Below are 12,855 nucleotides of genomic sequence, written 5' to 3'. Positions count from 1 at the left end.
GAAACAGAAAGCTTCCCTGATCAGGTTAAAAATACAGAGCGAAGTCTGCAGGGGATACTGCTGTTTCTCGTCGGAACGCTCCAAGCCAAAACAGCAGCAGGCAGACTGCTCTGTCATTTCCGGGAAAACCCCGCTCATTGATCTGTAACGAAAAGATTACCTGAATGTCTTCAGAACTGACACACATTTATACATCTGTTTATGCATCAAGTAAAAACGCCTTATATGCCTTGTATGCCTCATATACATCCGCCTTGCTGGTAACCTCCCACGGAGCATGCATACTCAGCACTGCCACGCCACTGTCGATAACCTCCATTCCGTAAAGTGCCGCAATATAAGCGATGGTTCCGCCTCCGCCAAAATCAACCTTTCCAAGCTCTGCTGTCTGGAAAGCAACATTGTGATCATCAAAAATCCTGCGAACTCTTGCAACGTACTCTGCATTGGCATCGTTGGAACCGGATTTTCCTCTTGCCCCGGTGAACTTGTTAAGGACGATACCGCGTCCAAGATATGCTGCATTCTTTTTCTCAAAAGCCTCACCATAGGCCGGATCATAGCCGGCACTTACATCGGAAGAAAGCATGCTGGAATTACGGAGAGCTCTTCTTAATGCAAGCTCGGAATAGCAGCCCATTCCGTCCAGAAGCTCTGCCACGCTGTTCTCAAAAAATCTGGACTGCATGCCTGTGGCACCAACGCTTCCGATCTCTTCCTTATCTACAAGGAGACAGCAGCCGGTACGCTTCGGTGTCTCCTCCATCTCCAGCATTGCCGCAAGGGATGTGTAAGCGCATACACGGTCATCCTGTCCATATGCTGCGATCATGCTGCGGTCAAGTCCACAGTCTCTTGCCTTTCCTGCCGGAACGATCTCCAGCTCTGCTGAAAGAAAGTCCTCTTCCTCAATACCATACTTCTCATTTAAAATCTTCAGCACATTCTGTTTTACCGCATCCTTTTTGGAATCATCCGGAAGCTCTGCAAGAGGTCTGCTGCCGATCAGGATATCCAGCATCTCACCCTCAATAACCTCTGCTGCCTTTTTCTGGAGCTGTTTTCCGGAAAGATGGATCAGAAGATCTGTGATGTAAAGTACCGGATCTTCCGCATCCTCACCAATGCTGATCTCCACAATGCTTCCGTCCTTCTTTGCAACAACACCATGCATGGCAAGAGGCAGTGTCACCCACTGGTATTTCTTTACACCACCATAATAATGGGTATCCAGATAAGCCAGATCCGTATCCTCGTACAGAGGATTCTGCTTGACATCCAGTCGCGGAGAGTCGATATGTGCACAGAGAATGCTCATACCTCCGGAAAGCTCTTCCGTTCCTACATGAAACAGAGCAACGATCTTCTTCATCCCTACCGCATAAACCTTGTCACCGGCCTTGATCTTCTCGCCTTTTTCAAGCTTCGACTCAAGAGATTCATATCCGGCAGCCTCTGCTTCCTTTACGATTTCTGCAACACATTCCCGTTCCGTTTTTCCTTTATCCAAAAATTCTCTGTAAGCCTTCGCAAGCTTCTCCATTTCTGTCTCTTCTGCTTCCTTATAAGAAAGCCACGCATTTCTTCTTTCCATTTTAGTGGTCCACCTTTCTTTATAGTTTCCGGCAGCTGCCGTTTCTCATCATATTATCTGCAATCTGTCTACTATTATAGGTCAAACATTTACGAATTTCCACCGCAATTCCCATTCTTTACAAAATCTTTATGATTCGTTATAGTAGTTCTTAAGAAATGGCCCTGTATCCAAAATTTTCAGGTATCTCACACACGGAAGGCTTTCTGTTTCACCGTAGACTTTACCTGTATGCTCCAACAGGGCAAAGGAGGAAACAACATGCAAGCATCTGCTCAGCTAAAAGAGCTTCTTCACAGCATCAACCGCAAAAGCTATCCTGCATACAAGTCTCTGCGGGGTGCATACCAGTTTGACCGTTATATTTTGTCCATTGACCACGTGCAGGGGGATCCTTTTGCCTCTCCCTCTCACATCAGTGTGAAGCTTTCCCACCGAGACACCGGATTTCCGGCAGAATATTATAAGGATTCCCTGACCCGCATCACACTGGGAGACTTTCTGAACCGCCAGTTTGAACAGCAGGTAAACCGTTATACCTTCCGTGCAAAGGGCTCCGGAAAAAGCGGCCTGATCTCAGTAAGCCACTGTGGTCAGGAGGTTCTTGCACGTACCGCCTGTGAAATAACGGAAAAAGGCATCACTGCCCGTTTTTTCATCGGTTTCCCGGCCAATGGCAGAACCATCAATTCCCCCGAACTGGAAAAAATCCTCTTCGATTTTCTTCCGGTCTGTGTTCACAAGGCATTTTTTTACCGGAATCTTGACCCGGAAGCGCTGAGAAAAGCCATCTGCCTTGCCGAAGATCAGGCATTTATCCGTCAGGAGCTGAAAAAACGTTCTCTGACTGCCTTTGTCAGTGACGGCGCTATCCTCCCCAGGGAAAGCGGCATCTCTTCACGCCCGATGAAAAATTCCGTTCCTTTTGTTTCTCCGGAAAGCCTGAGGGTTTCCATGGAGCTGCCCCACAGAGGAACCATCACAGGCATGGGCATTCCCTGCGGCATCACCTTGATCGTAGGTGGCGGCTACCATGGCAAATCCACCTTACTTAACGCACTGGAGCTGGGAATTTACGATCACATTTCCGGAGATGGTCGGGAGTATGTCATTACCGATCCTTCTGCCCAGAAGCTTCGCTCTGAGGACGGCCGTTTTATCAAAGATGTGGACATTTCTCTTTTTATCAACGATCTTCCAAATAAAAAAGACACCCTCTGCTTTTCTACAGAGGATGCCAGCGGCAGTACTTCACAGGCTGCCGGTATCGTGGAAAGTATGGAAGCAGGAAGTAAAGTCTTTCTCCTTGACGAGGATACCTCTGCCACCAACTTTATGGTCCGTGATTCCTTCATGCAGCGGGTGATCTGCCGGGAAAAGGAGCCCATCACTCCATTTCTGGAACGTGCGCGGGATCTCTATGAAAAGGCAGGGATCTCCACTATCCTGGTTGCCGGAAGCTCCGGAGCTTTTTTCCATATTGCGGATACTGTGATCCAGATGGATAATTATCATCCGGTGGACATCACAGCAGTCACCAAAAAGCTCTGTCAGGAATATCCTCTCTCAGACATTGAGGCCCCTGCATTCCGCCTTCCGGAAAGCCATCGCATCATGACCAGGGCCAAAGTGGCTCCATCCCGCCACAGCCGTCCCGGACAGCCGGAAAGACTGAAAACCAAGGTTCACGGCAAAGATGGCTTTTCTCTTGGAAAAACCGAAGTGGATCTCCGCTATGTAGAGCAGCTGATCGACTCCGAGCAAACTGCATCCCTGGCGTTGCTTCTGAAATATGCCTGCGAACATCTCATTGACAGAAAACGTACTCTGCCGGAGATCATCACTTATCTGGATACTCAGCTGAAAAGGCAGGGATTGTCCTTCTTCTCGGAAGGCTCTTATATTCCATGCGGTTATGCCATGCCCAGGATCCAGGAAATATATTCCTGCTTTAACCGCTATCGTAGGCCGTAGCTGTGCCTGAAACTGTATATCCAATAAATCTCAGACAACAAAAAAACGCTGCCGATGAACATTGGAAATCTTTATCTCCTCTGTCATTCGGCAGTTTTTTTCTGCAATGCAAAACCACCGTCCTGTCGGCTCTGTCTTGCCAATGGAACGGTGGTTTATCTTCATACATATTTTAGGGAAAGGAAAGAGTTTTTCTTAAGAGCTTCTGTTCTCTTAAGATGTTTATATCATACAGGATAAATGTGAGAGAAATTTGTACAATTTCTAATAAATTTATAAAATTTATTAACGAAGTCTAATCATTTTCCAAAATAATCCTGCTGATCATTATTTACCATGGTCTTCCGGAAAAACCCAAAATATTACAGCCGTTTCTTTCGCTTTTTAGTCGTGTCTCTGCTCTTTGTTATCATATGTCTCACAGAATCTGGCAGCAAAAGCCGGCGGCTCCTGATGCGCATACAAATGAGAAATGTCTCCAAAAGAGCTCATACGGAAGGACGCGATTCCTTTTCGCCTCTCCTCTGTAACAATGGTGCTCACCGATGACGGCGCCGCACAGAAATTCTGCAGCATCACCAGCGGAGAGATACTGAGAAGATAGCTGATGAGTACACAGCTTACACCGAAATGGCAGAAAAACACAAGCGTATCTTCATTGGCTTTTTCTGCTCTGTAATAATGTCCTTCCCGCACATAGCCATGCTCTGCCAGAACTTTATCAAAATTCTGTGTGACCCAGTCATACTCTTCTTTCATTTTTCCCTCTCGCAGGATGTCATTATCCCACCAGCGGTCAAAGCTGTAGAAATTTTCGATCTTCGTCCAGTCCTGGGGAAGCCAGTCCCAGGGAATGATCTTTTCCCCATGAAGATCCGGTCTTCTGATCTTTACGTCGAATTCTCTCAGCCACTTGCATTCTGTAGCTGTTCTTCCGTTTTTCTTCAGTGTGCAGGATGCGGTATCCTTTGCTCTTCCAAGCGGAGAAACATAAAAATCCCTGACATCAAGAGCTGCGATCTTTTCAGAAAGAAATTCCGCTTCCTTCCAGCCCTTTTCGGTCAGGGAATCTATTGTGTAATCCGGGTCTCCATGTCGTATAAAAAGTAATTTCATCTTTTGGTATCCTCCATTTCATAACCTGGATTTCCATTATATTCTTATTTTTTCAGTTGTCAATTCCTGATAGCTTCTGCTGCAGGGATCAAACCTGATCCGCGGTTTCTCCATGGAGCACAGCTTGCTGCTCCCTCAGCTCATAAACTGCCTTTTTCAATGCCTGAAAGCTCTCCTCACTGATTATGTGCTCGATCCTGCAGGCATCATGAATCGCTGTTTTTTCCTGGACTCCCAGTATCATCAGCCAGGAAGAGATCAGCTGATGACGTTCATATACCTTATCGGCAATCTTATGTCCGTCCTCTGTCAGACGGATATCTCCGTTGTCGGCTACTGTGATGAGATTTTTCTGGCGAAGATTCTTCATGGCAACACTGACACTCGGTTTCTTAAAGCCCATCTCTGCCGCGATATCCACAGCTCTTACAAGAGAGCTCCTGTTTCCAAGGATCAGGATCGTTTCCAAATAATCTTCAGATGATTCATTTGATCTCACGTTATTTACACCTCCCTCGGTTTGTTAAAACTAACCAAGTTAATCATAACATACTTTAGGAGAATGAGCAATGGTTTTTACTGCTTTCTGTTTAGTTCTGCCTCAATTGCCAGAAGGCACTGGCTGGAACATATCTGCAGAATTCTGGAAATTTCCAGGAGTTTTTCCCTGGAGCAGTTTCCCCGGAGCAGTTCACAATATCCCTGAAATTTCATCTGTACCAGGATATGTACCAGCTCGTGATCAACTTCTTGTCCACATTCCTTTTGAAAACGTTCATTAAGGATCTGCTCCATTTTCGTACAGGCATCCTCACGGAAATTCACATATCTGGTACCTTCAGCTCCATCTATAAGGATTTTTGCGATGTCCCTGTTTTCCCAGATAAATTCCATAAGTATCCTGTCATATTCTTCCGGATGCAGTTGTTTTTCCTGATCCGTAAAGTCTCCCATGATCCGCTTCAGATCCTCTACCGTCTCTTCCACGATTTCTTCAAAAAGAGCTGCTTTACTTTCAAAAAAGAAATATAGCGCTCCCGTAGTCACATCTGCTTTTTTGCAGATCGCACGAAGAGAAGCCTTCAGAAATCCCCTGTCTCTGAATTCTTCCTTCCCCGCTTCCAGAAGTCTGCTCCGCACAGCATTTTCTGATTTTTCCATATTTTACGCACTCCATCATTTTTCCTGCATTCCGCTTTGCAGGAAAATTCCGCTTATTTCTGACCAGCTGTTAATTTTTTAGCAATCTGATCTTACTGATATTTTACCTTAAATCGCTGAAAAAAGAAAGTATTTTGTACCCCGTGTCAATCTGTCATCGGGGAATCTCCACGGTCTGTAACGATTTCATAGCCTACAGACTCCACACGTCTGGTAAGGCACCCTCTGCACTCTGCTGCTTCCTCGCCTGTACAGATCTTGTTATCATAAAGCTCATACTGTTTACGGTTCTTCACCGGAGAAAGATTGGGCATTACTACATTTGCACCCGCCTGAAAACCCTTTTCCCTGCCTCTGGGGTCCAGGGTCCCCAGTGCTGTGGTTGCCGGAAGAAGTACCTGTGGAAGCAGGATCCGGATGACAGACAACAGAAACAGGGTCAGATCCACACTTCCTGCCGGTTCCTCTGCAAATTTCGTATCATGGTGCGGGACAAATGGTCCGATCCCCACCATATGCGGATTCAGGTCTTTAAGAAAAACAAGGTCTTCCGCCAGATACTCCAGCGTCTGTCCCGGCGCACCTACCATAAATCCGGCACCTATCTGATATCCCAGTTCCTTCAGGGTATAAAGACACTGTTTACGGTTTGCAAGACTTAAACTCTCCGGATGAAGATAACGATAATGTTCCTCACTGGCCGTCTCATGACGGAGTAAATAGCGGTCTGCTCCGGCATCTTTAAATCTCTGATAGCTTTCTTTTGATTTCTCCCCAATGGATAGCGTGATCGCACAGTCCGGATATCCCTGTTTGATGGACCGGATGATGTCAACCATCCGGTCATCATTAAACCATGGGTCTTCCCCTCCCTGGAGCACAAATGTCCGAAATCCCAGCTCATAGCCATTCTCGCAGCACTGCAGGATTTCTTCCTTCGTAAGGCGGTAACGGCTGGCATTCCTGTTAGAACGGCGGATCCCGCAGTAATAGCAGTCATTTCTGCAGTAATTGGTAAATTCTATCAGACCTCTTGTATATATTTTATTTCCAAAATATTTTTTCTGTATACGGACAGCCTCTTCCCGAAGCAGACGAACCGCATCCGGATCCTGGTATAAGTGCAGAAGTTCCGGATATTCTTCCTTTGTCAGCTGTCCTTCTTTTATAAATTTTTCAACGATCCCCATACTTTATCTGTCCTTCTCTTTTATTTACAAAACTATCTGTAAAAAATATTTTATCACAAAAAAACAGATATTGCACAATATAAGTATACATGCAATATCTGTTCTTACAGAATGGTTACTGTTCATTCCGTTCTCAGTAACACAGAATGATCCAATTTTTATTTAATAAGATCCTTTACAACCTCACCGGCAATGATCAGTCCCACTACGGAAGGCACAAAGGCATTACTTCCCGGTACCTGACGTCTCTGAGTACATTTTCTTTCTGTTCCCGGAGGACAGATGCAATGAGACTTGCAGCTGATCGCCATATCATCAATTGGAGTTATTGGCTTCTCCTGTGAGTAAACCACCTTCAGTTTTTTGATTCCTCTTTTTTTCAGTTCACGGCGCATGACCTTTGCAAGGGGACAGACGGACGTTTTATAAATATCTGTCACTATAAAACCTGTTGGATCCATCTTATTTCCGGCCCCCATAGAGCTGATGATCGGTGTTCCTGAAGCCTTTGCCTGCTCTACGAGCATCAGCTTTCCGGTTACAGTGTCGATTGCATCGACTACATAATCATACTGGGAAAAATCAAAGGAATCTGCTGTCTCCGGCACATAAAATGTTTTGTGGATATTTACAACTGCATCCGGATTAATTTCAAGAATACGTTCTCTGGCCACGTCAACTTTATATTTCCCTACGGTCTTTCTTGTTGCGTAAATCTGGCGATTGATATTGGTGAGGCATACTTTATCATCATCAATGAGATCCAGGGTACCTACGCCACTTCTGACCAGTGCTTCCACCGTATATCCGCCAACACCGCCAATTCCGAATACTGCGACTCTGGAATTTTTCAGCTTTTCCATTCCTTCTTTTCCGATTAATAATTCTGTTCTTGAAAACTGATTCAGCATTTTCTGACTTCTCCTTATATTCTTTCCATATATATTTATACTGACAACGGATATATTTTTTATATCTGTCCGATTTGTTTTACAACTGTCAGGATTCTATCATGGGAAAATAGCCTTGTCAATATCCCTACCAATAAGCTAGGAATATTTTCCCGTTTTCATCAATAAATTTTATGATACAAAAAAAGATCCCTAAAAAGGAATCTTACTGATACTGCGGGTAGCCGGACTTGAACCGGCACGGAGTTGCCCCCGAGAGATTTTAAGTCTCTTGTGTCTGCCTATTCCACCATACCCGCATATTCAATTAATTTGTTCAAAAATGGGGCCTATAGGGCTCGAACCTATGACCCTCTGCTTGTAAGGCAGATGCTCTCCCAGCTGAGCTAAGACCCCAAATATGAACGACCCAGAAGAGACTCGAACTCTCGACCTCCGCCGTGACAGGGCGGCGCTCTAACCAACTGAGCCACTGGGCCATACAAAATATAAAACTTTTAAAATGGACCTTCGGGGACTCGAACCCAGGACCGACCGGTTATGAGCCGGTTGCTCTAACCAACTGAGCTAAAGGTCCAAAAAGCCGATGATCGGACTCGAACCGATAACCTGCTGATTACAAATCAGCTGCTCTGCCAATTGAGCCACATCGGCGTATTAAACACCAAATGTTGAATCGAGTCAATGAATATCCAGTTTAGTTTTAAGTGACTCCAAGGGGATTTGAACCCCTGTTACCGCCGTGAAAGGGCGGTGTCTTAACCGCTTGACCATGGAGCCATATTTCTTTTTTATGTTTCGCTGTTTTGTATTTCCCTCAGCGACGAGTTAAATAATACCATACCTTTTTTATAATTGCAAGCTTTTTTTTGAAAAATTTCAAATTTTTTTACAAAGCCGGAAAACAGGCCGAAAAGCCTTATAATATGGGCTTTCCAAGGGTTTGTATTTTCTTTCTCAAACCCTACCCGGAAAAATTTTTTCTGTTTTTTTCAAACATTGACATTATTTTTTCTCTGTATATAATTGAAAGTATGATGACTTAAAAAATCATATGAAAGGATGACAATAATGAAAGTTTTATTACTCAACGGCAGTCCTCGCAAAGAAGGCTGCACTTATACAGCTCTTACAGAGATCGCAGAAACCTTAAAGAAGAACGGTGTGGAGGCAGAAATCTTCCAGGCCGGGGATCCTTCTCAGGAAAACGTTGCTGCCGCAGCTGCCATTATGAAAGAGGCTGACGCCCTTATTGTTGGTTCTCCGGTTTACTGGGCTTCTCCTTCCGGACAGATCATCGAATTCATGGATAAATTCGCTTCCAAGGCCGGAAAGGATATGATCCACAAGCCTGCCGCAGCTGTTGCTTCCGCAAGACGTGCCGGTACTACTGCTACTCTGGATGTTCTGATCAAATACTTTACCTATCATCAGATGCCTGTCGTGTCCGGAAACTACTGGACAATGGTTCACGGCAATACCCCGGATGACGTCAGAAAAGACGCTGAAGGCCTCCAGATCATGCGTACGTTAGGCAATAACATGGCATGGCTGTTAAGATGTATTGAAGCCGGTAAAAAGGCCGGTATCGACGCTCCGGAGACAGAGCAGAAGATCATGACTAATTTCATTCGATAAGCCAGAATTTCTCTGTCATAGCTTTATAAATTTATTGATTATCTCTAACAGTCAATATTTCTATTTGTAGTTACAAAAATAAACGTGCAGATATAAATGTATCTTATTTATATCTGCACGTTTTTACATCCTTATCCTGTCACAGATCAAGCATAAAAAAATCCCGTAACCTTTACATTTACAGGAAATAAAAAAACTCCCCCTGTTGGACTCGAACCAACGACACTGCGGTTAACAGCCGCATGCTCTACCGACTGAGCTAAGGAGGATTACTTAAATATTTAATTAAGGTTTGTACCTTAAAAACTACATACATGCTTGTTGATCGTTAATCAAACTCTTTGAATCAATTCTTAACCTGCGTTTCTTGGTCAAGCCCTCACCCGATTAGTAACAGTCAGCTCCATGTGTTACCACACTTCCACCTCTGCCCTATCTACCTCGTCGTCTTCAAGGGGGTTTACTTCACTAAGAATGGGATATCTCATCTTGAGGGGGGCTTCACGCTTAGATGCCTTCAGCGTTTATCCCTTCCGGACTTGGCTACCCGGCCATGGCTTTGGCAAGCCAACCGGTCCACCAGCGGTCCGTCCATCCCGGTCCTCTCGTACTAAGGACAGCTCCTCTCAGATATCCTGCGCCCACGCCGGATAGGGACCGAACTGTCTCACGACGTTCTGAACCCAGCTCGCGTACCGCTTTAATGGGCGAACAGCCCAACCCTTGGGACCTACTACAGCCCCAGGATGCGATGAGCCGACATCGAGGTGCCAAACCACTCCGTCGATGTGAACTCTTGGGAGTGATAAGCCTGTTATCCCCAGGGTAGCTTTTATCCGTTGAGCGATGGCATTCCCACTTAATACCACCGGATCACTAAGCCCTACTTTCGTACCTGCTCCACCCGTCGGTGTCGCAGTCAAGCTCCCTTCTGCCTTTGCACTCTTCGAATGGTTTCCGTCCATTCTGAGGGAACCTTTGGGCGCCTCCGATACCCTTTCGGAGGCGACCGCCCCAGTCAAACTCCCCGCCTGGCATTGTCCCACCGCCGGTTCACGGCGGCTGGTTAGAAGCCCAATATCACAAGGGTGGTATCCCAACAGCGGCTCCGCGGCAACTGACGCTACCGTTTCTCAGCCTCCCACCTATCCTGTACATGCAACACCGGACCCCAGTGCCAAACTGGAGTAAAGCTCCATGGGGTCTTTCCGTCCTGGCGCGGGTAGCCAGCATCTTCACTGGCACTTCAATTTCACCGGATGTATTGCCGAGACAGCGCTCAAATCATTACGCCTTTCGTGCGGGTCGGAACTTACCCGACAAGGAATTTCGCTACCTTAGGACCGTTATAGTTACGGCCGCCGTTTACTGGGGCTTAAATTCAAAGCTTCGACTTACGTCTAACCTCTCCTCTTAACCTTCCAGCACCGGGCAGGCGTCAGCCCATATACCTCACCTTTCGGTTTCGCATAGACCTGTGTTTTTGCTAAACAGTTGCTTGAGCCTATTCTCTGCGGCCTGCTCTCGCAGGCACCCCTTCTCCCTAAGTTACGGGGCCATTTTGCCGAGTTCCTTGGCAATACTTCTTCCGCCGGCCTTAGGATTCTCTCCTCATCCACCTGTGTCGGTTTACGGTACGGGTACAATATGAACGATAGCGGCTTTTCTTGACGCATGGCTCACGGGCTTCGCTACTAATCTTCGCTCCACATCACGTCTTCCCATTGCATGGCGGATTTTCCTACCATACTGGTACCTCGCTTGTACCGGGCTTTCCATTCCCGGCTCCCGCTCTCCTTACGTGTCCCCACAGTTCTGTCATACTGCAGTACAGGAATATCAACCTGTTGTCCATCGGCTACGGCTCTCGCCCTCACCTTAGGTCCCGACTCACCCAGGGCAGATCAGCTTTACCCTGGAAACCTTGGATATTCGGCCTAGAGGATTCCCACCTCTATCTCGCTACTCATTCCGGCATTCTCTCTTCCATGCAGTCCACAGCTCCTTCCGGTACTGCTTCTTCCCGCATGCAATGCTCCTCTACCAATCTTTTCAGATTCCTTAGTTTCGGTGGCGCGTTTCAGCCCCGGACATTTTCGGCGCAGGACCTCTCGACCAGTGAGCTATTACGCACTCTTTGAATGTATGGCTGCTTCTGAGCCAACATCCTGGTTGTCTTCGAAATCCCACATCCTTTTCCACTTAACGCGCACTTTGGGACCTTAACTGTAGGTCTGGGCTCTTTCCCTTTTGACCGCCCAACTTATCTCGTGCAGTCTGACTCCCGGTGATATCTACACGGCATTCGGAGTTTGATATTCTTCGGTAGGCTTTGACGCCCCCTAGGAAATTCAGTGCTCTACCTCCGCAAGACTCACACCGAGGCTAGCCCTAAAGCTATTTCGAGGAGAACCAGCTATCTCCGGGTTCGATTGGAATTTCTCCCCTATCCACACCTCATCCCCACCCTTTTCAACGGATGTGGGTTCGGTCCTCCACTACCTCTTACGGCAGCTTCAACCTGGACATGGATAGATCACCCGGTTTCGGGTCTACTCCTACTGACTCTGGCCCTGTTAAGACTTGGTTTCCCTACGGCTCCACACCTGAAGTGCTTAACCTTGCCAGTAAGCGTAACTCGCCGGACCGTTCTACAAAAAGTACGCGGTCGTGCTCATATGGCACTTCCACAGCTTGTAGACACAGGGTTTCAGGTTCTCTTTCACTCCCCTCCCGGGGTCCTTTTCACCTTTCCTTCACAGTACTATGCGCTATCGGTCACTAAGTAGTATTTAGCCTTAGGGGGTGGTCCCCCTTACTTCCCACAAGGTTCCTCGTGTCTCGTGGTACTCCGGATCCTGCTCAGTCAGCTCTGCTTTCACGTACGGGGCTTTCACCCTCTCCGGCCGGCTTTCCCAAAACCGTTCTGTTAACTTCGCTGAATCTTAAATGCAGTCCATGACCCCGGCATGCACGCACACCGGTTTAGGCTCCTCCGCGTTCGCTCGCCGCTACTTACGGAATCGATGTTTCTTTCTTTTCCTCCGGGTACTTAGATGTTTCAGTTCCCCGGGTTCCCTTCCATACGTTATGGATTGGCGTATGGATGCATGAGGTCTGCTCATGCGGGTTTCCCCATTCAGACATCTCCGGATCACGGGATATTTGCTCCTCCCCGAAGCTTTTCGCAGCTTATCACGTCTTTCATCGGCTCTTAGTGCCAAGGCATCCGCCCTGTGCCCTTATTGCTTGACCTTTCGCTTCATCACCC

The 12,855-nt window shown here is 46.8% G+C and carries 8 protein-coding genes, 7 tRNA genes and 1 rRNA gene; 2 read left to right on the top strand and 14 right to left on the bottom strand.

Going from position 1 to position 12,855, the window contains the following annotated elements:
• Positions 1-199: 199 nt before the first annotated feature.
• Complete coding sequence (locus CCC70_RS02140) at positions 200-1,594, bottom strand: aminopeptidase (RefSeq protein WP_022427054.1); 1,395 nt, start codon at positions 1,592-1,594, stop codon at positions 200-202.
• Positions 1,595-1,855: 261 nt separating this feature from the next.
• Here CCC70_RS02140 and CCC70_RS02135 point away from each other — a divergent pair, with 261 nt between their 5' ends.
• Entirely contained in the window at positions 1,856-3,568 is a 1,713-nt protein-coding gene (locus CCC70_RS02135; protein WP_287084166.1) for an ABC-ATPase domain-containing protein, read from the top strand.
• 384 nt (positions 3,569-3,952) lie between these two features.
• Here CCC70_RS02135 and CCC70_RS02130 read toward each other — a convergent pair whose 3' ends face one another.
• The 11 genes from CCC70_RS02130 to CCC70_RS02080 form a co-directional block, all read right to left on the bottom strand.
• A complete protein-coding gene (locus CCC70_RS02130) occupies positions 3,953-4,684 on the bottom strand; it encodes a histidine phosphatase family protein (protein WP_021650251.1) in 732 nt (243 codons plus the stop codon).
• Positions 4,685-4,772: 88 nt separating this feature from the next.
• Positions 4,773-5,183, bottom strand: coding sequence for a metal-dependent transcriptional regulator (locus CCC70_RS02125; RefSeq protein ID WP_021650250.1), 411 nt, complete (start codon positions 5,181-5,183; stop codon positions 4,773-4,775).
• A gap of 77 nt (positions 5,184-5,260) precedes the next feature.
• On the bottom strand, positions 5,261-5,845 hold the full coding sequence (locus tag CCC70_RS02120) for a TetR/AcrR family transcriptional regulator (protein WP_227589098.1): 585 nt from the start codon (positions 5,843-5,845) through the stop codon (positions 5,261-5,263).
• 146 nt (positions 5,846-5,991) lie between these two features.
• Positions 5,992-7,035, bottom strand: a complete 1,044-nt coding sequence (hydE, locus tag CCC70_RS02115; RefSeq protein WP_092071903.1) for a [FeFe] hydrogenase H-cluster radical SAM maturase HydE — start codon at positions 7,033-7,035, stop codon at positions 5,992-5,994.
• 158 nt (positions 7,036-7,193) lie between these two features.
• The gene (locus CCC70_RS02110; RefSeq protein WP_118609250.1) at positions 7,194-7,946 is read right to left on the bottom strand and encodes a tRNA threonylcarbamoyladenosine dehydratase; all 753 of its coding nucleotides are present in this window, start codon (positions 7,944-7,946) and stop codon (positions 7,194-7,196) included.
• A gap of 215 nt (positions 7,947-8,161) precedes the next feature.
• Positions 8,162-8,245, bottom strand: a tRNA-Leu gene (locus CCC70_RS02105).
• Between the two features lie 24 nt (positions 8,246-8,269).
• A tRNA-Val gene (locus CCC70_RS02100) sits at positions 8,270-8,342 on the bottom strand.
• Between the two features lie 9 nt (positions 8,343-8,351).
• Positions 8,352-8,425: transfer RNA gene (locus tag CCC70_RS02095), tRNA-Asp, on the bottom strand.
• Between the two features lie 24 nt (positions 8,426-8,449).
• Positions 8,450-8,523 (bottom strand) — tRNA-Ile (locus tag CCC70_RS02090).
• A gap of 4 nt (positions 8,524-8,527) precedes the next feature.
• Positions 8,528-8,600, bottom strand: a tRNA-Thr gene (locus CCC70_RS02085).
• Between the two features lie 54 nt (positions 8,601-8,654).
• A tRNA-Glu gene (locus CCC70_RS02080) sits at positions 8,655-8,726 on the bottom strand.
• 291 nt (positions 8,727-9,017) lie between these two features.
• Here CCC70_RS02080 and CCC70_RS02075 point away from each other — a divergent pair.
• Complete coding sequence (locus CCC70_RS02075; RefSeq protein WP_270389625.1) at positions 9,018-9,584, top strand: flavodoxin family protein; 567 nt, start codon at positions 9,018-9,020, stop codon at positions 9,582-9,584.
• A gap of 196 nt (positions 9,585-9,780) precedes the next feature.
• On the opposite strand, the gene CCC70_RS02070 is transcribed toward CCC70_RS02075, so the two are convergent.
• Positions 9,781-9,853: transfer RNA gene (locus tag CCC70_RS02070), tRNA-Asn, on the bottom strand.
• 98 nt (positions 9,854-9,951) lie between these two features.
• Positions 9,952-12,839: ribosomal RNA gene (locus CCC70_RS02065) — 23S ribosomal RNA — on the bottom strand.
• Positions 12,840-12,855: the final 16 nt, after the last annotated feature.

Origin of the sequence: Blautia sp. LMAG:89, assembly GCF_008679485.1 — a bacterium.
GTDB lineage: Bacteria > Bacillota > Clostridia > Lachnospirales > Lachnospiraceae > Blautia_A > Blautia_A fusiformis.
Note: the sequence above shows the minus strand (reverse complement) of the source record. Positions and strands in the feature narration are given on the sequence as shown.

Bases quoted from the DNA above. Each gene is read 5' to 3' on its own strand.
- CCC70_RS02110 (WP_118609250.1), bottom strand. From the start codon at position 7,946: ATGCTGAATCAGTTTTCAAGAACAGAATTATTAATCGGAAAAGAAGGA.
- CCC70_RS02120 (WP_227589098.1), bottom strand. From the start codon at position 5,845: ATGGAAAAATCAGAAAATGCTGTGCGGAGCAGACTTCTGGAAGCGGGG.
- CCC70_RS02140 (WP_022427054.1), bottom strand. From the start codon at position 1,594: ATGGAAAGAAGAAATGCGTGGCTTTCTTATAAGGAAGCAGAAGAGACA.
- hydE (WP_092071903.1), bottom strand. From the start codon at position 7,035: ATGGGGATCGTTGAAAAATTTATAAAAGAAGGACAGCTGACAAAGGAA.
- CCC70_RS02130 (WP_021650251.1), bottom strand. From the start codon at position 4,684: ATGAAATTACTTTTTATACGACATGGAGACCCGGATTACACAATAGAT.
- CCC70_RS02135 (WP_287084166.1), top strand. From the start codon at position 1,856: ATGCAAGCATCTGCTCAGCTAAAAGAGCTTCTTCACAGCATCAACCGC.
- CCC70_RS02075 (WP_270389625.1), top strand. From the start codon at position 9,018: ATGAAAGTTTTATTACTCAACGGCAGTCCTCGCAAAGAAGGCTGCACT.